Genomic DNA, 20,698 nt, shown 5'->3' on the forward strand with positions numbered 1-20,698 from the left:
GCGAACCCGGACTCTGCGAACCCGGACTCTGCGAACCCGGACTCTGCGAACCCGAACCGTGCCGCCGACACCGACCGCGCAAACACGACGCGGCGCTGCACCTGGAAGCTGACCAGGTAGAGGGTCACATCAGTGAGCAGCTTGGCAGCCAGCAGCGGCACACCGACCTGGGTGAGCAGGGTCAGTCCGAGGTAGCTCGCGGCCAGCAGCGATGCTGCCAGCGCGGCATAGGCCAGCGCCTCGCGCCGCAACCGGTGCGGCTTCGCCGTGGTGAACACCAGCCTGCGGTTGAGCAGGAAGTTCACCGACGCGCTGATCAGGCGTGCGGAGAGCACGCTGAGGCCCAGCAGCCCGGTCGCGGACACGAGGAGCTGCAGGGCGAGGAGGTCGATGAGGAACGACCCGAACGACACCGCACCGTAGACGAGCAGCGGGCGCATCACCCGCAGGGAATCGACCACCGGCCGGAAATGCGACGAGGCGTTGCCGTGCAGGTACACCGTCTCGATGTCGATCTCCTCGATGGCCCGGCCGGCCCAGGAGGCCTCCAGCAGGGTGTTCAGCTCATACTCGAACCGGTCGCCGCCCACTCCGAGGAGTCCCTCCAGCAGGGTCGCCGGGTATCCGCGCAGGCCGGTTTGGGTGTCGTGGATGCTGCGCGCCGTGGTGACCTGGAAGGCCTGCCTGGCCAGGGTATTGCCGAGGCGGCTGCGCAGCGGGACCGCGCCGGTGAAGCGGCGGCCGCCGAGCACCAGCGGTGCGTCGGCGCGGCCGGCGTGCTGCTGCACCCTGGCGGCGACCCGCAGGATGTCGCGCACCCGGTGCTGGCCGTCGCTGTCGGCGCAGACGACGTCGCTGCCCGGGTACCGGCTGAGGATGTGGCGGAACCCCTCCTTGAGGGAATACCCCTTGCCCTGGTTCAGCGGATGCCCGATGACCTCCGCGCCCCGGAGGCGAGCAGCGTCGAAGACCTCACGATAGGCCTCGCCGCTGCCATCGTCGACGACCACGACCCGGCAGTGCGGAGCCTCCGTGCGGAGTTCGGCGACCAGGGTGACGAGGCGGGCATCCGGTTCATACGCCGGGATCAGGATGATCATGGCGCCGCCTCAGCCCTCGAGGTAGAGGATGTCGGAGGTGCCGCGCTCGCTGCCGGTGCCGAGCGGGTCGTTCACCAGGTCACCGTTGAAGTACATCGTCGACGAGCCGCCGCCGTCGAGGTTGTACGCGGTGGTGACGCCCAGGCCCTGCATGATCTCGGCCAGGCCGGTGAGGGTGACGCCGGCGCTGTACCCGGGGCTGCGGCCGTCCACGACCACGAAGACCAGGTGGTTGTCGTCGATGACGCCGATGGCGGTGCGCGGCTGATCGCCCTGGATCGAGTGGTTGCCGACATTGGTGTCGACCTCGACGTCTTCGATGCCGTCGACGACGTCGCCGTCCTCGACGATCGCCGGGCCGAACGAGACGGTGTTCCACACGCCGGCGGCGAGCAGTTCGTCGGCCGTGGTGGCGGTCTCGTCGTAGACCTGCACCGACCCGTCGAGGTAGAAGGCGAGGCCCTGCCTGGCACCCTCGTCGCGGTAGACGACGCCGTTGCGGATGACGATTCCGGTGTCCCGGAAGCCGTAGTAGTCGCCGTTGATGGCGAAGATCGCGTCGTTGTCCTCCGCGATGTCCGAGGTGGTCTCGGTGATGTTCTCGCCGAAGGTGTTCTTGGCGAACGCCGACCGCAATGCTGTGGCGTCGGTGAGGGTGACGTCCGCCACGTAATAGGTGACGGTGTCGTCGCCGGTGCCGGTGACGACGGTGGAGATCGACACGTCGGCGTCGTCGGAGTCGTAGCTGGTGTCGGTGACCGTGCCGTCGGAGGTGGCGTCGGACGTGCCCGTGGACGATGCGGCGGTGGAATCGGAGGTGCTCGTCGCAGTGGAATTCGCGGCCTCGTAGGCGTCGACGTCGGTGATCTCGGGGTGCTCGATCACGAATCGATCCAGGGCCCAGGTGGTGCCGCCGCCGAGCACCAGGGTGAGGGCGAGGGCCGATCCGATGATCGCCCGGCGCCGCTTCTGCCGGGGTGTGCGGGATGGTGTGGGTCGCATTCCCCCTTTTTAGGCGGCGCTTCTATGCGGCCGCGCTGACCCGGCTATGGGCTCACTATGAGGTGACCGCCGGCCCCCGGCCGGATTCCGGCAGCGGGCGGGCACCGAGTGCGTGCAGGTACGCGGCGGCCCCGGCGAGGTCGGTGCCGCCGGCGCGGTAGCCCACGTAGCCGTCCCAGCGCACCAGGTACTGGGCGGTGCCGGGGTTCCGGCGCGAGGTTGCGGCAGCTCGCGGGGCCGCCGACCACCGGGATCGTGGTGCGTCGGGCCGGTGCTCCACAGCGACCAGGTGCCCCCAGCTGGCACTGAACTCCCGCACGCTCCGGGCGGACCAGCGCGCGGCCGGCCCGCAGAGCAGCATCCGGAACACCGGCGGATGCTGCACCACCGCGGGCGGGGTCGCGGCCGGTTCCACGCCGGCAGCCGGCGGGCCCATGCCGGGCTGCGGAAAGCGGTGGCCGGGCCGGGGCCCACCGGGCGGTTTCGGCTGCCCGTCGACGGACAGGGGGCTGCGGCGGTAGTGGATGCCCAGTTCGGCGATCACGCGAAAGCCGGCTCGCCGCACCGTCGCGCTCCGCAGCACGACGGCGCCCACCCGCGGAGCGAGGAACGCCCGGAGGTTGCGCACGAGCGGGATCTGGATGGTCGCCACCCGGAAGGCGCGGTCGGTCATCGCCAGCACGGAGCGGGCCACGGGCATCCGCTCGCGTTCGTAACTCTGCAGCAGGGCCGGGTCGGCTTCGCCCCGGCAGACGAGAGCGAGCTTCCAACCGAGGTTCACGGCATCCTGGATGCCCGTGTTCATGCCCTGCGCGCCGGCCGGGCTGTGGATGTGCGCAGCGTCACCGGCCAGGAACACCCGGCCCCGCCGGAAGGTGTCGGCCAGGCGGCTGCTGATGGTGAACTCGGTGAGCCAGACCGGGTGGTGCAGCGTGATGTGCTGCCGGATGTGGCGGGAGACCGCCGCCTGGGCGACCGGCAGGGTGACCGGCCCGCGCGGGGCCGACCGCGGCAGCGCGACGATCAGCCGCCAGCTGGCCGGGCGGGTGAGGGGAAAGAAGAACAGCGGGCCCGCCTTGGCGAGGTAGACGTGTACCCGGTCACGTTCCAGGCCATCGGCCTCGACGTCGGCGAGGAGGAACCGTTGCGGGTAGGCGCGGCCGGAGAAGTCGACGCCGGCCAGCCGCCGGCTCGCGCTGTGGGCGCCATCGCACCCGACGAGGTACCGGGCGCGGACCACCCGGGCCGGCACGCCGGGCGACTCGAGGGTGGCGGTGACGCCGGAGTCGTCCTGCACCAGACCGGTCAGGGTGAGCCCGCGGCGCACACCGACCCCGGCGCTGGCCAGGCGGTCGACGAGCACCCGTTCGGTGCCGGCCTGGGACAGGAACAGCAGAAAAGGGAACCGGGTGTCGCCGATCGCGGAGTCGAACAGCGGGATGACATGGGTGCGGCCACGGCTGCCGGACTCATGGAGCAGCAGGGTCCCGCTCGGATTACCGGCGGCGACCAGGTCGTCGGCCAGCCGGTTGCGGGCCAGGACCTCGAGGGTGCGCGCCTGGATGGCCAACGCCCGGGATTCGTGCACGGCATCCGGCGCCGTGTCGACGATCTGCGCGGCCACCCCGAGGCTGTGCAGCTCCCGGGCGAGGGTGAGCCCGGTGGGACCGGCGCCGACGATCATCACATCAGTGTCGATACCCGCGGGTCGAGGCGCCCTGGCCATCGTCCTACCGCGGGTCCGTCTCCGCGGCAGCTGCAGCCGTCTTCGCCGCCGTCGTCCCGGCAGCAGCAGACGTCGGCGCTCGGGTGAAGACGGTCTCCTTCACGAGATGTCCCCGCCGGTCCCAGGTGCGCCAGGTGCCGACCTGTTCACCGAGGTAGAACTCGCCGGAGCGCATCAGGGTCCTATCGCTTCGGAACCACTCCCAGTGCCCGTGCAGCTTGCCGTCCAACTCGAATCCGCTCGCCTTCAGCGAGCCGTCGGCAAAGCTGTCGTGCCGGGGCACGGGTGTCCCTAACGCGAATCCGCCCGGCGCCGGTGCGGGCTCCGTGTCGGGTCGCTGGGTGGGTGAGGTTGCTGGCATGTCCCCATGCTGGCCCAGAACGGCGAGACGCTCTAGGGCGGCCTGGTGCGCGCGGTCACGGCGGAGTCGTCGCTCGGGGTAGTCTGTAACCCAAATGGGGGTCGTTTCGACGGGGGCAGCGTGATGCCACCGCTCGAACCTTGTGGGCGCAGTACCGGCTGACAACCCGTTCTCGGTCTGACGACGTGCCGGTGAACGCGCGGCCGCGCATCCGGGCTTCTTCTGGCCGGACGCACTCGCCTGAGCCAGGACTCACGCGCTGGGGGACCACTCATGACCGACATCAACCGACGCCGCGCGCAGCACTCAGCACCGAATCGTTCCGCACCGAACCACTCCGCACCGAACGGCGGGCAGGATGCCGTAGTGGCGCACGCGCTGCGCAAGACCTACGGTCGCGGGGCCTCGGCGGTCGCCGCCCTGGACGACGTCACGGTGGCGTTCCCGCGCGGCCAGTTCGCCGCAGTGATGGGACCGTCGGGGTCGGGCAAATCCACCCTGATGCAGTGCCTCGCCGGACTGGACTCGGTGAGCAGCGGCACGGTGTGGATCGACGGCACCCCGATCACCGGGCTGCGCGACCGCGGGCTCACGCGGCTGCGGAGGGAAAAGATCGGGTTCGTCTTCCAGGCCTACAACCTGGTGCCCACGCTCAGCGCCAAGCAGAACATCCTGCTGCCGATGGCCCTGGCCAGGCGAAAAGTGGACCGGGCCTGGTACGACGAGGTCGTGCAGACCCTCGGACTCTCTGGCCGGTTGAAGCACCGCCCACACGAACTTTCCGGCGGGCAACAGCAGCGGGTGGCGGTGGCGCGGGCGCTGCTCGGTCGTCCGGCCGTGATCTTCGCCGACGAACCCACCGGCAACCTGGACTCCGTTGCCGGCGCCGAGGTGCTCGCCCTGCTGCGCACGAGTGTCACCGCCTGGGGCCAGACCGTGATCATGGTCACCCATGATGCCGTGGCCGCGGCCTACTCCGACCGGGTGGTGCTGCTGGGCGACGGCCGGCTCACCGGCGAGCTGACCGACCCGACCGTCGAGACGGTGCTGGCCGCACTGCACGGGGACCGCCTGGCGCCGGGCCGGGCGTCCGTGTGATCCAGGTGTTCGTGTGATCCGGGTCGTCTTCGCCGGCCTGAGGGCCACGGTGGTGCGGCTGCTGGCGACGACGCTCGCAGTGGCTTTGTCGGTGGGCTTCGTGGTGGCCACCCTCACTCTCTCGGCCACGTTCACCCACACCACCGAGGAGTCGCTGACGGCCAGCATGGCCAAGGCCGATGTGGTGGTCACGCCGACCGTGGCGATGGTCGCTACCTCCGACCCGCGCACCTCCACCGATGTGCTCCTTACCGTGCTGCCGGCGGTGCAGGCGGCGGCCGGCGTGGCCGCGGCGGACGTGGAACGTCTCGCCTATGTCGACCTCCGGCACGGCGAGACCCGGAGCATGGGGCAGATCAGTGCCCTGCTCGACGCATCGGTGCGCTGGCAGAGCCTCGACTCCGGCCGTTGGCCGGCCACCGGTACGGAGGCCGTCATAGACCGCGCGGCGGCCGAGTCGATGGAGGTCGCCGCCGGGGACATCGTCTCCGTGGCCGCCGCCGGTTCCGGTCTGAGCCCCACCGAGGTGACCATCGTCGGCATCACCCGGCAACAGGCCGCCGGCGTCGGCACCGGCGCCCCGACCCTCATCATGCAGGCTGAGGCGCTCACCGACCCCAACCTCTTCGCCCTGTCGACGTCCATCCTCGTGGCCGGGGCGGCGGATGCGGGCACGGATGCGGGGTCAGCGGATGCGCTCGCCGCGGCCGTGACCACCGCCGTCGCGGGGGTGTCGGGCATCACGGTGCAGACCCGCGCGACGACCCTCGACCAGCAGACTGCACTCTTGTCCGGCAGCGCCACGGTGATCACCAGCATCCTGTTGGCCTTCGCCACCATTGCACTGTTCGTGGCGTCCATCGTGATCGCCAATACCTTCCAGGTGCTGGTCAGCCAGCGCACCAGGGAGCTCGCGCTGCTCCGCTGCATCGGCGCCAGCGCCGGACAGGTGCGCCGGCTGATCCTCGGTGAGGCGCTGCTTCTGGGCGTGGTGGCGTCGGTGCTCGGGGTAGGGCTCGGCCTGGCCGGTTCGCTGGTGCTGGCGGAACTCAGCCGCGACGGCGCATCCGGCCTGCACCTCGGCCAGCTGGTCGTGGACCCGGCCCGCCTCGCGATCGGGTTCGGCGTCGGGGTGGTGCTCACGCTCGGCTCGGCCCTGTCGCCGGCCCGCCGGGCGACGCGGGTGCGCCCGGTCGCCGCGATGCGCGCCGCCCTTGCCCCGGCCAGTGTGCGCCAGGGCCTTGTCGGAGCTGTGGTCGCCGTGGCGTTGACGGCGATCGGCGGCACTGGGCTCGTCATCGGTGCGACCCGGTCGGGGCTGCCCCTGGCTGTGGTGTCCGGGGTGGTCAGCTTCCTGGGCATCCTGCTCTGCTCCGCCCTGTTCATCCCCTGGATCGTGCGCGCGGTGGGTGCGACGGTGGGGTGGATGTCGGCCCCGGCCCGGCTCGCGGCGCTCAACGCCACCCGCAACCCCGCGCGTACCGCGTCGACGGCGGCCGCGTTGCTGGTGGGGGTGACCCTGGTGACCATGATGGTGGTGGGCGTCGACTCGGTGCGCACCTCGATCAGCGACAAGATCGACGAGAAACGGCCGGTCGACATCACCGTGCAGTCGGTAGACCCGGAGGGCATCACCTCCGCCCAGATCGACGGGCTGGGTGACCTGCCCGACGTGGCGGGGTCCACCTCGATTGCGTCGGCCTCGATCCTCATCAGCCCGGCCGCCGGCGAACCGTGGACGCTGCCGGCCCGCGGCCTCGACCCCGACCAGGTGCAGCAGGTGGCCCGGTCGACGGTGCCGGTTCCCGAGGACGGCGAGCTGCTGCTGAATCCCGCAGACGCCGGTGAGGTGCGCAACGGTGAGACCGTGACGGTGAGCGGTGACGCCGGCAGTGCCACGGTGACGGTTGTCTTCTCGCCGACCGCACCCCGACTGGCAACGCTCACCAAACACGACCTCAACCTGGTGGCATCGCCGGTCACCGGGCAGGTGCAGCTGCGGCTGGACGACACTGTCACAAGCAGCCAGGTGCAGGAGCTGAGCACCGTCATCCTGTCGGTGAGCGAGCAGTTCACGGTGGGCGGGGGAGCGCCCGAGCGCACCTACTACGAGCAGATCCTCGACGTGATGCTCCTGATCGTGCTGGCCCTGCTCACCATGGCCGTGGTCATAGCGTGTGTGGGGGTGGCCAACACGATGGCGTTGTCGGTGTTCGAACGCCGGCGGGAGTCGGCGCTGCTGCGCGCCCTCGGCCTCACCCGCGGCCAGCTGCGCGGCATGCTCGGCCTCGAGGCGACCCTGATCACCCTGGTGGCGGCGGCCTGCGGCATCGGGCTCGGAGGCTTGTACGCCTGGGCCGGCCTGTCGGCGGTGTCGCTGCAGGCGCAAAAGCTGGACCTGGCCGTACACCTGCCCTGGAGCCAGCTGGCGATGGTGCTCGCGGGCGCTTTGGTCGCCGGGTTGCTGGCCACCGTCGTTCCGGCCTCCGGCGCGGCTCGGCGATCACCGGTGGCGGGTCTCATGCACGAGTAGCGCCCTAGCGGGAGGGGCTCAGTCGTCGGGGTTCAGGTCGTCGAGGTCGTCGGTGTCCAGGTCGTCCGGCTGGTCCGGACCGGGCAGCCGAAACGCATCCGCTGCGGCCTCGGTGTGGTCGAAGATCGACCGCAGCAACCCGGCCATGGTGGTGGATCGCAGCATCGCCACCTGGTCGAGCGGACCGACCGGCGCTATGCCGGCCAGCTGCCAGGCGGCCTCCACCGGATCCTCCGACAGCGCCACATCCGCCGACCAGGCGTCGTCGGTGAATTCGCTGGCCAGCGCGAGGGTGCGGCGAACGGTCTGCTCGGCGAGGATGCGCAGCGGCTTGAGGGCGTCGTCCCAGACCAGAGGCGGCAGTTCCCGCACCACCGCCTGCGGATACGGAGCGTCGTCGCTCCACTCGACCACCTCGATGCGGCGGTCGCCCTGCGCGACGAGTCCCACGAAACCTTCCGGGGCCACCAGCTCGATCACCTGGGCGACGGTGCCCGTGCTGAACGGATGTTCGCCGCCGCCGACCTCCTGGCCGCGCTCGATGAGCACGACACCGAACTCGGCCGGTTCGGATTCGAGGATGCGGGCGAGCATCATCAGGTAGCGCTGCTCGAAGACCCGCAACTGCAGGGGCATGTGGGGGAACAGCACTGAGCCGAGCGGAAACATCGGCAGGCCGGTGGGACCGGCCTCCGCGGGCGCGCTCGACGGCCGGTCCGGAGTTCCGGGCTCGTCGGGCGGGTTCCCACGATTCGACATGTTCCCAGCGAAGCACGCTCCCGCCCGAATTCCAAGCGCCGCGACCGGCCCTCGCCCACAACTGTTCCCCGTGCGGACAGTTGCACCCGGCACACCGGGACCAATTGTCCGGTGCGGGAACAGTTGCGCCGCGCGGGGCGCTCAGGGCTGGTCGGCGTAGATCGGCGGGAGCCGGTCGGCCCAGGGCATGGCCTGCTCGAGCTGGGCAGCCACCTGCAGTAACAGGTGGTCGCGGCCGTGGGCGGCCACGAGCTGCACCCCGATCGGCAGGCCCTCCCGGCTCTGACCGAGGGGGAGGCTGATCGCCGGGTGCCCGGAGACGTTGAACGGGGCGGTGAAGGGCCCGAATTCGAGGATCCGGCGGATCCACGAGCGTGCGCTGTGGCCGGGAGCGTTGTAGTCGAGCGTGCCGTGGGGCAGCGGCAGCTGGGCCACCGTTGGCGTGACGAGCACGTCGTACCGGCTGAGGAACTCGCCGACCGGTCGGGTCACCCGGTGTTGCGCGTCGATCGCCGCGGCCACGTCGAGGGCGCTGGCCCGCGTGGTTTCCTCGAGCACCACCCGGGAAACGGCCTCCAACAGGGCCGGATCCGGTCGCCGCGGCGCTCGCAGCAGGGCGGCGCCCGTGGCGAACACGGCCAGCATCTCGGCTTCGACGATGTCGTCGGGGTTCAGCGGCGGCCGGTCGTCCAGCACCGAATGTCCGATCCACTCGAGGGTGCGGGCGACGGCGGCGGTTGCCGCGGTCACCTGGGCGTCCACGGGCACACCCGACCAGGCCTCGCGCAGCACGGCGATGCGGAGCCGCCCCGGGTCTTCCTGGATGGAGCGGGCGTAGCTGGTCGCCGGGGCGGGCAGGGTGTACTTCTCGCCGGTTGCGGGGCCCCCGACGGCGTCGAGCAGATGGGCGACGTCCCGCACGCTGCGGGTGAGCGCGAATTCGCCGGTCAGCCCGAACGCGGCCTCGCCGGCCAGCGGACCGCTCGGCGTGCGACCGCGGCTGGGCTTGAACCCGACGATGCCGCAGCAGGCCGCCGGTACCCGGATTGAGCCGGCCGCGTCGTTGGCGTGGGCCAGGGGTACCGCCCCGGCGGCGACGAGTGCGGCCGCACCTCCGCTGGAGCCGCCGACCCCGCGGCTGAGGTCCCACGGGTTGCGGGTGGGACCGGTGCGCACGGGTTCGGTGGCGAAGTTGAGACCGAATTCCGGCGCTGTGGTCTGCCCGATAGCCACCAGGCCGGCAGCGCGGAAGCGCACCATCAACTCGTGGTCGGTCTCCGCCGCCACACCCCGGATACTGCGGCTGCCCAGTGCGAATTGCACGCCCCGGGCGAACGGGCCGCTGTCCTTGATGAGGAACGGCACCCCGGCGAACGGACCGCCTGAAACGTGGGTCATGGCGGGGGCGAACATCGGCTGGGCGAGCGCGTTGAGGTCGGGATTGACCGCGGTGACCGCCCGTCGCGCCAGGGCTTCGACCTCGGCCGCGTTCACCTCACCCGCGCGGATGGCGGCTGCGAGACCCACGGCATCGTGGGCGGAGTACTCGGCCAGGTCCACGGTTCCCCTTCTGCGACTGATTTCGGTCGGTGCCGCGGCTCAGTCGAGCCGTTTCGCGAGCACCCGGACGTCGGCATCCGTGTAACCGAGACGATCATAAAAGCCAGTGACGGCGGCGTTGGTGTGGCGCACCATGAGCTGCACCTTGACGACCCCGTGATCCACGAGCCAGGCTTCGGCAGCCTGCATCAGCAGCCGACCCAGACCCGTGCCGCGTTCGGACATTCCAACGGCCAGATAGTAGACCCAGCCGCGGTGGCCGTCGTGACCCACCATCACGGTACCCACGAGGCGGCCGTCGGAGACCGCGCCGAGAACGGTGGAGGTCTCGGTATCGAGTGCACGCTGCAGGTCGGCGGCCGGGGGATTCCAGGGACGGGTCAGCCCGGCTTCTTCCCACAGGGCGATCACGGCGGGGAAGTCGGCGGCGGAGATGTCCTCGATGTGCATCGGTCCATTCTGCCGGAGCCTGCTCGGCTCAGAAGGGCGGGTTCTCGGGTACTGGTGGGGATGGGTGGCGCTTGGGCTGGTGCCGGGGCATCAGGTAGCTGTCGTCCGCGGGTCGCTTCCGCGTTTTCGGTCCCACCGTGGGCGGCTTGGGCCGCGGTGGGCCGATCGGGTTGGCCGGGTTGGTGCGGTAGGTGCGCTTGCCCGGTGACGTCCAGACGAGCACCCCGCCGGGTTCTTGCATCACGGACCATTGGGAGAGGTGTTTGAGTCGGTGGTGGCCTTCGCAGAGGTGCGCGAGGTTGTCCAGGTCGGTACCGCCGTCGTATTGCCGGTCCTGAGTGTGGTCGATGTCACTTTTCATCGCGGGGCGGGAGCAACCGGGGAACCGGCAGGTTTCGTCGCGCATCCGCAGCACCTTCCGCATGCCCTTGGTGATTTTCTGCTGCTTCTTATCGACGGAGAGGATCACCCCGGATTCGGGGTGGGTGAGCACGCGGGTAAAACTTTGCGCGTCGCCGACGATCCGCCGGGCCGCCTCGGGCGAGATCGGCCCGTACCGTTCCAGGGCGGCGGGTTCGTCGTCCAACCCGAGCAGGGTCATCACCGGAACGGTGATCATCACGGTGCCACGGATGCCGGCGCCCATCCCGGTCGGGGTGATCCCGTCCAGCAGGAGGGCGGCGGTGACGTCGGCGCGCAGCTGGTCGAGGGTGCGAGTCGGGAGGTCGTCGGGGCTGTTCTGTTCGATCCCGAACGCGGCACCTTTCCCGGCATTTACCACCCCTGTGCCGGCTTCGACGTCGGCCGGGTCGGGGGTCGGGTCGCCAAGTTTCTTCAAGGCCGTAGCCATGCTGGTGATCCGGTCCCAGGCGGCCTTGGTTTGTTCGGCGGTGCCGTACCAGTGCAACCAGCCCATCCCGTCGTGTGCGGGCTCCCAGGAAATCTGCCGGTCGGCTACGGCGTCCTTGGTGCGGGTGACGATGGACTCCGGGTGCAGCCGCTCCCGGAGCTGGCGGGCGCGATCTGTGAACCGGCCCACCGGCTGCGACTTCGCCACCGGCAGTACCTTTTCTTCGAACGCGGCCTGGTCCTCGTCGGGAATGGTGCGGATCTGATCGAGCAGGGCGGTCGCGTGCCGGTAACTGATCTCCCCTTTCGACAGGGCATCGAAAGTGAGCGGTGCGTAACTGTAAAGGAACCGGGCCTCGTCGAGTTGATGTTCGATGGTGCGTTCGGCCGTGCGGGTCAGGCACGCGGTCTCGGTCACGATGGTGCGGCGGGCGATCTTGTGCTCGTCCCACCGGGCGTAGGCGGCGGCGCGGGCCTGGTCGTCGGTCATGATGGCCGCGTTCCGGTCCGCCGTCGCGATGGACTCCCGGTCACCGTGCAGCCGGGACGAGACCCGGGGGTCTTCGCTCCAGTCCTGCAGCCCGACCAGAAGTTCGATCCGGCGGGCCTGCGCCTGCGCGATCAGGCGGTCTTCCGCCGCGATTCGTTCGGTCTGCTCGGCCAGTTCGTCGCGCACCCGCTGATCCATGGTCGGATCGGGCTCGTACGACTCGGGCGGAGCCGCCGGTACCGGCGTGGGTGCGGATGCGGTGTCGGTGTCGGTAGCGGGGTCGGTGTTGGTGTCGTGCTCGAGCTCGAGCTCGAGCTCGGGTGCGGGTGTGGCTGTGGGCGGGTGTGGATCTTGTGGGACGAGTTCCGGAGAGTGGTCGTCATCATCCGGAGCGGGCGGTGGTGCCTGATCGGGGCTACTCATAGTGAGATCGTCTCACCTACCACCGACATTCCTGCCCACCCGACCGGCCCCATCCGTGACCCGTGAGAAGAACCCCAAAAAGGCGAGATTCTGGGGCTCAGGTCACGGCTCGGGGGAGGATAGACTTCTTGAAATTGAAAACTGGGCCTAAGGCTCGATGCGGGAGAGTTCGACGTCGCGAGACGAGCGAACACCGAAGGAGCAATCCTCCCCGACAATCTCTCAGGTACTCGTACCGCATCGAACGGGCCACTCTGAAAAGCGGACGAGCACAGCGCGTCCGGCGCGGGCACGCCCCGAACCGGTCAGAACTGCCAAGTCCCGCCCATGGTGAAAGCCGGCACCGCGCGAGCGTCCGGCGAAGCTCTCAGGCCTGACGACAGAGGGGGAGTTCCCAACGGGGTTCGAACGAGCCCCGGAGCAACTCATCCGGCGCGCCGGGTGACGAACCGGAGAACTCATGACCTCGTCCAGCCCTGACACCGCCGCCACCGAACGGTTCTCGCCGCTGCATTCCGCCCACGTGGCCGCCGGCGCGAGCTTCACCGACTTCGCCGGCTGGCAGATGCCCGTTCGCTATTCCAGCGACCTCGCCGAGCACCACGCCGTGCGTAAGGCCGCCGGCCTCTTCGACCTCTCCCACATGGCCGAGATTCGGGTGAGCGGCCCCCAGGCCGGCGAGTTCCTCGACCACGCCCTGGCCGGCCAGCTCTCGGTCATCGACCTGATGCAGGCCAAGTACAGCCTCCTGCTCAACGCGCGCGGCGGCATCATCGACGACCTCGTCGTGTACCGCACCGGTGACAGCGAGTTCCTCGTGGTCGCCAACGCCGGCAACCACGACCAGGCCCTCGACGCCCTCACCCGCCGGGCTGCCCGGTTCGACGTCACCGTCACCGATGAGAGCAATGACACCGCGCTCATCGCCGTGCAGGGCCCCAACTCCCTCGCGATCGTGCAGGCCACTGCCGGCCTCAGCGTCGAGGGTGACCTCGCGGCCCTGCGCTACTACCGCGCCCTCACCGCCACCTTCAACGGCACCTCCGTGCTCGTCGCCCGCACCGGCTACACCGGCGAAGACGGCTTCGAGCTCTACCTGCCGAACGCGGATGCCCTCGCCCTGTGGGACGCCATCGTCGTCGCCGGCGGCCCGCACGACCTGGTCCCGGCCGGGCTCGCCAGCCGCGACACCCTGCGCCTTGAGGCCGGCATGCCGCTCTACGGCCACGAACTCACCACCTCCACCTACCCCGCCCAGGCGGGCCTCGGCCGGGTCGTCAACCTCGCCAAGCCCACCGACTTCGTCGGCCGTACCGCCAGCGAGGAAGGCCCCGCCGGCGACGCCCCCGTGCTCGTCGGCCTGGTCTCGGCCGGCAAGCGCGCCGGTCGCGCCGGCTACCAGATCTTCCGCAGCGTCGACGCCACCGAACCCGAAGGCGTCATCACCAGCGGCGCCCTCTCGCCCACCCTGGGATACCCGATCGCCATGGCCTACCTGCCGCCGGCTCTCGCCCGCCTCGACACCGAGGTCTTCATCGACGTGCGCGGCACCCGCTCACCGGCCACCGTCATCGCGTTGCCGTTCTACAAGCGCCGCAAATAACTCCCGACGTCCGGATGCCCGGCCACGGGCATCCGCAACGGTGACGCCACCGCGCACACCGCCCCCACAAACTGATCAACCCCGATCGACTCCAGTGATCACCCCCACCTGATCAACCCTTTGAGAGGAACCCCATGGCAGACAAGACCGAACTCCAGTACACCGCAGAGCACGAGTGGGTGCTCGTGGACGGTGACACCGCCACCGTCGGCATCACCGCCTACGCCGCCGACAAGCTCGGCGACGTGGTCTTCGTGGAACTGCCCGAGGTCGGCAGCTCCCTCGCCTCCGGCACCGTTGTCGGCGAGATCGAGTCGACCAAGTCGGTGGGTGAGCTCTTCGCCCCCATCGACGGCACCGTCGCCGAGATCAACGACGCCGTCGTGGCCAGCCCCGAGCTCGTCAACAGCGACCCGCTCGGCGAGGGCTGGCTCATCAAGGTCACCTTCGAGACCCTGCCTGCCCTGCTCAGCTACGCCGAGTACTCCGCCATCATCGGCGAATAACCCAACCTGACCTGACCTGACTGACCCGGAAAGAGCCTTTCTCCACATGTCGCAGCCCTTCACCCAGCGTCACATCGGCACGGATGCCGACGCCCAGTCCCGCATGCTGGCCGTCCTCGGCCACACCAGCGTCGACTCCCTCGTCAACGCCGCCGTTCCGGCCACCATCCAGGTCGAGCAGTTCCGCCGCGAGGGCGACAGCACCCTGCCGCCGGCGGCGACCGAGCGTGAGGCCATCCAGGAGCTTCGCGCCCTGGCCGACAAGAACACCGTGAAGCGCTCGATGATCGGGCTCGGCTACTACGACACGATCACGCCCGCCGTGATCAAGCGCAACGTGCTCGAGAACCCGAGCTGGTACACCGCGTACACGCCGTACCAGCCGGAAATCAGTCAGGGCCGGCTCGAGGCCATCATCAACTTCCAGACCATGGTCGCCGACCTCACCGGGATGGCCACCGCGAACGGGTCGATGCTCGACGAGTCCACCTCGGTGGTCGAGGGCATGCTGCTGGCTCGCCGCGCATCCAAGTCGCCGTCGAACCGGTTCATCGTCGACGCGGATGCGCTGCCCCAGACGCACGCGTTGCTCGGCAACCGCGCGCACGCGCTCGGTATCGAACTGGCCGTGCTGCCCCTGGACGAGAGCACCACCGCTGAGGACCTCGGCGACTACTTCGGCATCTTCGTTCAGTACCCCGGAGCCTCCGGCCGGATCTGGAACCCCGCCGCCGTGATCGCCCTCGCCCACGAGAACAAGGCCCTCGCCGTCGTGGCCGCCGACCTGCTCGCCCTGACCCTCGTCACGTCGCCCGGCGAGCTCGGCGCCGACGTGGCCGTGGGCACCAGCCAGCGCTTTGGCGTGCCGATGGGCTTCGGCGGACCGCACGCCGGCTACCTCGCCGTGCGCAAGGGACTCGAGCGCCAGATGCCCGGCCGCCTCGTCGGCGTGAGCGTCGACGCCGCCGGCCACCCCGCCTACCGCCTGTCGCTGCAGGTACGCGAGCAGCACATCCGCCGCGACAAGGCCACCTCCAACATCTGCACCGCCCAGGTGCTGCTCGCCGTCATGGCCGGCATGTACGCGGTGTACCACGGGCCCGAGGGCCTCAAGGCGATCGCCACCGAGGTGCACGAACGCGCCGGCGCCCTCGTCGCCGCCCTCCGCGCTATCGACGTCGACGTGATCAACAGCACCTTCTTCGACACCGTGCGGGTGTCGGTTCCGGCCGGCGCCGCCGCGATCGTCGCGCAGGCCGCCGCCGCCGGCTACAACCTGCACTCTGTCGACGCCACCACCATCGGCATCTCGGTCGACGAGACCACCACCGCGGCCGACGTCGCCGCCGTCGTGGGCTTCTTCGGCGGACGCGACTCGTTCGGCCACGTCGACCTCAGCGCGATCGAGGGCGGCCTGCCCGACAGCCTGGCCCGCACCAGCGAGTACCTCACCCACGCCGTGTTCAACACACACCGCTCCGAGACGAGCATGATGCGCTATCTCAAGCGCCTCGCCGACTACGACTACGCGCTGGACCGCGGCATGATCCCACTGGGCTCCTGCACCATGAAGCTCAACGCCGCCACCGAGATGGAGGCCGTCACCTGGCCCGAGTTCGGCGGCCTGCACCCGTTCGCCCCGAAGGCCGATGTCGAGGGCTACCTCGAACTCATCCGCCAGCTCGAGACGTGGCTGACGGATGTCACCGGGTACGATTCCGTGTCACTGCAGCCGAACGCCGGCAGTCAGGGTGAACTCGCCGGGCTCCTCGCCATCCGCGGCTACCACCTCGCCAACGGCGACGTGGACCGCACCGTCTGCCTGATCCCGTCCAGTGCTCACGGCACCAACGCCGCCTCCGCGGTGCTCGCCGGCATGCGGGTCGTCGTTGTGGCCTGCGACGAGCTCGGCAACGTCGACCTCGACGACCTCCGCGCCAAGATCGAACTGCACGCCGATGCGCTGGCTGCCCTGATGATCACCTACCCCTCCACCCACGGGGTGTACGAGCACGAGGTCGGCGCGATCTGCGCCGCCGTGCACGACGCCGGCGGCCAGGTCTACGTGGACGGTGCCAACCTGAACGCCCTGCTCGGCTTCGCCCGGTTCGGCGACTTCGGCGGCGACGTCTCGCACCTCAACCTGCATAAGACCTTTTGCATCCCGCACGGCGGAGGTGGCCCCGGCGTCGGTCCGGTCGCGGCCAAGGCGCACCTCGCCCCGTTCCTGCCCGGGCACCCGTTGGCGCAGGACGACGAGCACTACCTGCTCGGCGGCACCGGCACTGAAACCGTCGTGCACGGCGGCGGCCCGGTCTCGGCCGCGCCCTACGGCAGCCCGAGCATCCTTCCCATCTCCTGGGCGTACGTGCGGATGATGGGTGCCGACGGCCTCAAGGAGGCCACCGGCGCCGCCGTACTGGCCGCCAACTACGTGGCCAAGCAGCTCAGCGGCCACTACCCGGTGCTCTACGCCGGCGACAACGGCCTGGTCGCGCACGAGTGCATCCTCGACCTCCGCCCGCTCACCGCGGCGACCGGGGTCACTGTCGACGACGTGGCCAAGCGCCTGGTCGACTACGGCTTCCACGCACCCACGATGAGCTTCCCGGTGGCCGGCACCCTCATGGTTGAGCCCACCGAGAGCGAAGACCTCGGCGAGATCGACCGGTTCATCGAGGCCATGATCGGCATCAAGGCCGAGGCGGATGCCGTGGCCGCCGGCACCTGGCCGGCCGACGACAACCCGCTGCACAACGCCCCGCACACCGCCCAGAGCGTGATTGAAGGGGAGTGGACGCACCCGTACGACCGCGAGACCGCGGTCTACCCGGTGCGCACGCTCATCCGCAACAAGTACTGGGCGCCCGTGCGCCGCATCGACAACGCCTACGGCGACCGCAACCTGGTCTGCGCCTGCCCGCCGCCGGAGGCCTTCGAGTAAGGCCGATCACTAGCTCGCAACCAATCGCTGGTCGAGCTTGTCGAGACCTGGTCGCCGGGTCGACTTCGACAGGCTCAGCACGGCGTCGACAAGCTCGACCAGCGGCGTGGGCGCGTCTCTGAGGTTGGCTCAGGCGGTGGGGGTCAGGAGGGCGGGCCACCAGAGGACCGCCAGGGGATAGCCCACGAACGACACGATGTCGAGCACCCAATGCGCGATCACGAGCGGCATCACCCGGCCCCAGCGCAGGTAGCACCAGCCGAAGACCACGCCCATCAGCGCATTGCCCACGAACGGCCCGATGCCCTGGTAGAGGTGGTAGCTGCCGCGCAGCAGGGCGGCCGAGACGATGATGGTCCAGGTATTCCAGCCCAGTTCCCTCAGCCGGGTGAAGAGGTAGCCCACCACGATGAGCTCCTCGCTCAGGGCGCTCCGCACCGCCGAGAACACCAGGATCGGGACGGTCCACCAGAAGGTGTCCAGCGGTGACGGCACCACGGCCACGGTGAACCCCAGCGCCCGGCCGGCCAGGTACAGCCCCAGGCCCGGGATTCCGATTATCAGCAGCAGCGCACCGCCGCGCAGCAGGTCCCGCCGTGGCTCGGTGAAATCCACCCCGAGCAGACGAAAGGAACTGCGCCCCGGCTGCCAGAGCAGGTAGAGCACCAGCGCAACGGGGAACAGCCCGATCGCGATGCCGAGGAACTGATAGGTGAAGTCCAGCCACTCCCTGGTCGACTGCGACCCGTTGATCGTCGCCGACTGGTCGCTGAGGGCGACCTCCTCGGTGAGGCGGGCGATGATCGAGACCACCGAGTACACCGCGGATGCGCCGAGCGAGAGCCCGAGCACGATGGCGATCTCCCAGCGCAGCCGCACCCGGGACAGCACGGGGGGAGCGGCGGGCACCGAGCGGCCCGGCCCCTCCATCTCCGACGGACCGTAGGGCAGGCCGCTCACGTCGCGCTCGGCATCCGGCAGGCGGGGGTGCCGCCGGGCAGGCGGTAGCGGTACCGGGCCACAACCCGATAGCCGGCCGCGGCCGCCCAGGACCACGGCGGCACGATGGCCAGCCAGCCGAGCACCCGCAACGCAGGATTCGGCTGCCCACGCAACAATGCGGCCACCGCGGCCGCGCCGCCGTAGCGCCGGCCGCCGGTGACGAACCAGACGCGTGACCGGGCTTGCGCCTCGCTGATCCCGAACTGGGCCAGGTCGGTCCACTGGAACGGCGCGGTCGCCGGCACCCGGGGGAGGGTGCGCTGCAGCCAGAGAACGGCCGTCGTACAGAAGCCGCAATCGCCATCGAAGATGAGCGTGGCGGGTGGTGTGCGCGGGGGAGTCGGCATTCCTCTATTTTGCGCCCGCTGGTCCATCCGCGGCACAGCTCCCACGGGCTAATTCGCCCGGTTTTGAAATCGCTTGCAGCCATCGCGGTGCTTTGGCCCCAAGCATCGTGAGAGAATCTCGCGATATTCGCAGATAAAATCGCAAAATGCGCGCTCGGCGCAAGAATCGTGCGTCTTTCATTACTCCTGTGTAACGTTTACCGCCACGTTTTGCACCGGGGTCGAGACAAACCTAGGGTTTTCATTACTAGCGCGCCGTTGCGGTCACGAACCGCGACGGCGCTCACCTTTGCACTGGAGGAAAATTGAAGAGATCCCGCATGGGCCTGAGCGCCCTCGCGCTTGTTTCGGTGAGCGCCCTGGCGCTGGCCGGCTGCGCGTCGTCGAACGATGAGGACGCCGCACCCGCCGCCGACTCAACGTCGATCATCAGCACGAACGGCAGCGAGCCGCAGAACGGCCTCGTCCCGACCAACACCACCGAGACCGGTGGCGGCAAGATCACGACCTCGCTGTTCGCCGGCCTGGTTTCGTACGACGCTGATGGTGCGATCGAGAACGAGGTCGCCAAGTCGATCGAGTCCGACGACGCCACCAACTGGACCGTCACGCTGAACGACGGCTGGACCTTCACCAACGGTGAAGCAGTCACCTCTTCTTCCTTCGTGGATGCCTGGAACTACGGCGCGCTGTTCAGCAACGCCCAGGGTGCCTCGTACTTCTTCGACGACATCACCGGCTTCAGCTACGACGCCGACTCCGAGCTCACCGGCCTGAAGGTCGTCGACGACACCACCTTCACCGTCGAGCTCGCTTCCCCTGAGGCCGACTGGCCGCTGCGCCTGGGCTACACGGCATTCATGCCGCTGCCGAGCGTCGCGTTCGACGACATGGAAGCCTTCGGCGAAAACCCGATCGGCAACGGCCCGTACATGCTGGCCGAAGAGGGCGCCTGGGTCCACGACGAGGGCATCAACCTGATCACCAACCCGGACTACGAAGGCGTGCGCAAGCCCGTCAACGGTGGACTGGACATCATCTTCTACGCCACCCAGGACGCCGCCTACGCGGATGTCCAGGGCGGCAACCTCGACGTTCTGGACGCTGTCCCGGACTCGGCGTTCGAGACCTACCAGGATGAATTCGGCGACCGTGCTGTCAACCAGCCCGCCGCGATCTTCCAGGCCTTCAACATGCCGTACTACCTCGAGCACTGGAGCGGCGAAGAGGGCGAGCTGCGTCGTGCAGCCATCTCGATGTCGATCGACCGTGCCGAGATCACCGACGTCATCTTCCAGGGCACCCGCACCCCGGCGACCGACTTCACCTCCCCGGTCATCGACGGCTACTCCGACGCTCTCGAAGGCGCCGACGTTCTCGAGTTCAACCCGGAAGAGGCTGTCAAGCTGTGGGCCGAGGCTGACGCCATCGCACCGTACGGCGACACCACGTTCGACATCGCGTACAACTCCGACGGTGGCCACCAGGCCTGGGTCGACGCTGTGACCAACAGCATCAAGAACACCCTCGACATCAACGCCGTCGGCAAGCCGTACCCGACCTTCGCCGCAGCCCTCGATGACCGTTCCAACGAGAAGCTGACCGGTGCCACCCGCGCCGGATGGCAGGCCGACTACCCGTCGCTGTACAACTTCCTCGCGCCGCTGTACAAGACCGGTGCCGGCTCGAACTACGAGGGCTACAGCAGCCCCGAGTTCGACGCCCTGCTCGATGAGGGTGCCGCCGCCGCGACCGTCGAAGACGCCACCGCGAAGTACCAGGAAGCTCAGGAGGTTCTGCTCAAGGACCTGCCGACCATCCCGCTGTGGTACTCCAACGTCAACGGCGTGTGGGCTGACGGCGTCAACGACGTCACGTTCGGCTGGGATTCCGTTCCGCTGTATTACCAGATCACCAAGGGTTAATTCCTAGTTCCACCCGCAGT

General features: G+C 69.5%; 15 protein-coding genes, 1 pseudogene and 1 riboswitch. Of the genes and pseudogenes, 6 read left to right on the forward strand and 10 right to left on the reverse strand.

Features of this window, described 5'->3' with window-relative positions:
* Nucleotides 1–92: 92 nt before the first annotated feature.
* The 4 genes and pseudogenes from ACU5E9_RS18905 to ACU5E9_RS18920 form a co-directional block, all read right to left on the reverse strand.
* Nucleotides 93–1,100 (reverse strand): annotated as a pseudogene (locus ACU5E9_RS18905) (glycosyltransferase family 2 protein); the annotation flags it as partial.
* 9 nt (nucleotides 1,101–1,109) lie between these two features.
* Complete coding sequence (locus tag ACU5E9_RS18910) at nucleotides 1,110–2,102, reverse strand: phosphodiester glycosidase family protein (protein ID WP_456811426.1); 993 nt, start codon at nucleotides 2,100–2,102, stop codon at nucleotides 1,110–1,112.
* A gap of 55 nt (nucleotides 2,103–2,157) precedes the next feature.
* Nucleotides 2,158–3,786: an FAD-dependent monooxygenase gene (locus tag ACU5E9_RS18915; RefSeq protein WP_456811427.1), complete on the reverse strand. Its 1,629-nt coding sequence runs from the start codon at nucleotides 3,784–3,786 to the stop codon at nucleotides 2,158–2,160.
* A gap of 46 nt (nucleotides 3,787–3,832) precedes the next feature.
* Complete coding sequence (locus ACU5E9_RS18920) at nucleotides 3,833–4,189, reverse strand: toxin-antitoxin system YwqK family antitoxin (RefSeq protein WP_456811428.1); 357 nt, start codon at nucleotides 4,187–4,189, stop codon at nucleotides 3,833–3,835.
* A gap of 273 nt (nucleotides 4,190–4,462) precedes the next feature.
* Here ACU5E9_RS18920 and ACU5E9_RS18925 point away from each other — a divergent pair, with 273 nt between their 5' ends.
* Together ACU5E9_RS18925 and ACU5E9_RS18930 are read left to right on the forward strand one after the other, a co-directional pair.
* Nucleotides 4,463–5,287 (forward strand): ABC transporter ATP-binding protein, encoded by an 825-nt coding sequence (locus ACU5E9_RS18925; RefSeq protein WP_456811429.1) that lies wholly within the window; start codon nucleotides 4,463–4,465, stop codon nucleotides 5,285–5,287.
* A 13-nt stretch (nucleotides 5,288–5,300) separates the two neighbouring features.
* Entirely contained in the window at nucleotides 5,301–7,820 is a 2,520-nt protein-coding gene (locus tag ACU5E9_RS18930) for an ABC transporter permease (RefSeq protein WP_456811430.1), read from the forward strand.
* A gap of 18 nt (nucleotides 7,821–7,838) precedes the next feature.
* Here ACU5E9_RS18930 and ACU5E9_RS18935 read toward each other — a convergent pair whose 3' ends face one another.
* The 4 genes from ACU5E9_RS18935 to ACU5E9_RS18950 form a co-directional block, all read right to left on the reverse strand.
* Nucleotides 7,839–8,579 carry an LON peptidase substrate-binding domain-containing protein gene (locus ACU5E9_RS18935; RefSeq protein WP_456811431.1) on the reverse strand — a complete coding sequence of 247 codons (741 nt, stop codon included), beginning with the start codon at nucleotides 8,577–8,579 and terminating at the stop codon, nucleotides 7,839–7,841.
* Between the two features lie 141 nt (nucleotides 8,580–8,720).
* Nucleotides 8,721–10,139, reverse strand: a complete 1,419-nt coding sequence (locus ACU5E9_RS18940) for an amidase (RefSeq protein WP_456811432.1) — start codon at nucleotides 10,137–10,139, stop codon at nucleotides 8,721–8,723.
* Nucleotides 10,140–10,178: 39 nt separating this feature from the next.
* Entirely contained in the window at nucleotides 10,179–10,589 is a 411-nt protein-coding gene (locus ACU5E9_RS18945) for a GNAT family acetyltransferase (RefSeq protein WP_456811433.1), read from the reverse strand.
* A gap of 28 nt (nucleotides 10,590–10,617) precedes the next feature.
* Nucleotides 10,618–12,351 (reverse strand): hypothetical protein, encoded by a 1,734-nt coding sequence (locus tag ACU5E9_RS18950; RefSeq protein ID WP_456811434.1) that lies wholly within the window; start codon nucleotides 12,349–12,351, stop codon nucleotides 10,618–10,620.
* Nucleotides 12,352–12,501: 150 nt separating this feature from the next.
* A riboswitch (glycine riboswitch) is annotated at nucleotides 12,502–12,599 on the forward strand.
* A 212-nt stretch (nucleotides 12,600–12,811) separates the two neighbouring features.
* On the opposite strand from ACU5E9_RS18950, the gene gcvT reads away from it, so the two are divergent.
* From gcvT to gcvP, 3 genes are all read left to right on the forward strand, one after another.
* On the forward strand, nucleotides 12,812–13,954 hold the full coding sequence (gene gcvT / locus ACU5E9_RS18955; RefSeq protein WP_456811435.1) for a glycine cleavage system aminomethyltransferase GcvT: 1,143 nt from the start codon (nucleotides 12,812–12,814) through the stop codon (nucleotides 13,952–13,954).
* A 134-nt stretch (nucleotides 13,955–14,088) separates the two neighbouring features.
* On the forward strand, nucleotides 14,089–14,460 hold the full coding sequence (gcvH, locus tag ACU5E9_RS18960) for a glycine cleavage system protein GcvH (RefSeq protein WP_456811436.1): 372 nt from the start codon (nucleotides 14,089–14,091) through the stop codon (nucleotides 14,458–14,460).
* 46 nt (nucleotides 14,461–14,506) lie between these two features.
* Nucleotides 14,507–17,404 (forward strand): aminomethyl-transferring glycine dehydrogenase, encoded by a 2,898-nt coding sequence (gcvP, locus tag ACU5E9_RS18965; RefSeq protein ID WP_456811437.1) that lies wholly within the window; start codon nucleotides 14,507–14,509, stop codon nucleotides 17,402–17,404.
* 129 nt (nucleotides 17,405–17,533) lie between these two features.
* Here gcvP and ACU5E9_RS18970 read toward each other — a convergent pair whose 3' ends face one another.
* Together ACU5E9_RS18970 and ACU5E9_RS18975 are read right to left on the reverse strand one after the other, a co-directional pair.
* A complete protein-coding gene (locus ACU5E9_RS18970; RefSeq protein ID WP_456813579.1) occupies nucleotides 17,534–18,334 on the reverse strand; it encodes a CPBP family intramembrane glutamic endopeptidase in 801 nt (266 codons plus the stop codon).
* A 26-nt stretch (nucleotides 18,335–18,360) separates the two neighbouring features.
* Nucleotides 18,361–18,753 carry a thiol-disulfide oxidoreductase DCC family protein gene (locus tag ACU5E9_RS18975; RefSeq protein ID WP_456811438.1) on the reverse strand — a complete coding sequence of 131 codons (393 nt, stop codon included), beginning with the start codon at nucleotides 18,751–18,753 and terminating at the stop codon, nucleotides 18,361–18,363.
* Between the two features lie 305 nt (nucleotides 18,754–19,058).
* Between ACU5E9_RS18975 and ACU5E9_RS18980 the strand changes: the two genes are divergently transcribed.
* Nucleotides 19,059–20,678 (forward strand): peptide ABC transporter substrate-binding protein, encoded by a 1,620-nt coding sequence (locus tag ACU5E9_RS18980; RefSeq protein WP_456811439.1) that lies wholly within the window; start codon nucleotides 19,059–19,061, stop codon nucleotides 20,676–20,678.
* Nucleotides 20,679–20,698: the final 20 nt, after the last annotated feature.

The sequence above is a fragment of the Cryobacterium sp. AP23 genome (assembly GCF_054075385.1).

Excerpts from the sequence above, each read along its gene's own strand:
- ACU5E9_RS18910 (WP_456811426.1), bottom strand. The coding sequence starts at position 2,102 with ATGCGACCCACACCATCCCGCACACCCCGGCAGAAGCGGCGCCGGGCG.
- ACU5E9_RS18915 (WP_456811427.1), bottom strand. The coding sequence starts at position 3,786 with ATGATCGTCGGCGCCGGTCCCACCGGGCTCACCCTCGCCCGGGAGCTG.
- ACU5E9_RS18920 (WP_456811428.1), bottom strand. The coding sequence starts at position 4,189 with ATGCCAGCAACCTCACCCACCCAGCGACCCGACACGGAGCCCGCACCG.
- ACU5E9_RS18925 (WP_456811429.1), top strand. The coding sequence starts at position 4,463 with ATGACCGACATCAACCGACGCCGCGCGCAGCACTCAGCACCGAATCGT.
- ACU5E9_RS18935 (WP_456811431.1), bottom strand. The coding sequence starts at position 8,579 with ATGTCGAATCGTGGGAACCCGCCCGACGAGCCCGGAACTCCGGACCGG.
- ACU5E9_RS18945 (WP_456811433.1), bottom strand. The coding sequence starts at position 10,589 with ATGCACATCGAGGACATCTCCGCCGCCGACTTCCCCGCCGTGATCGCC.
- ACU5E9_RS18950 (WP_456811434.1), bottom strand. The coding sequence starts at position 12,351 with ATGAGTAGCCCCGATCAGGCACCACCGCCCGCTCCGGATGATGACGAC.
- gcvT (WP_456811435.1), top strand. The coding sequence starts at position 12,812 with ATGACCTCGTCCAGCCCTGACACCGCCGCCACCGAACGGTTCTCGCCG.
- gcvH (WP_456811436.1), top strand. The coding sequence starts at position 14,089 with ATGGCAGACAAGACCGAACTCCAGTACACCGCAGAGCACGAGTGGGTG.
- gcvP (WP_456811437.1), top strand. The coding sequence starts at position 14,507 with ATGTCGCAGCCCTTCACCCAGCGTCACATCGGCACGGATGCCGACGCC.
- ACU5E9_RS18970 (WP_456813579.1), bottom strand. The coding sequence starts at position 18,334 with ATGGAGGGGCCGGGCCGCTCGGTGCCCGCCGCTCCCCCCGTGCTGTCC.
- ACU5E9_RS18975 (WP_456811438.1), bottom strand. The coding sequence starts at position 18,753 with ATGCCGACTCCCCCGCGCACACCACCCGCCACGCTCATCTTCGATGGC.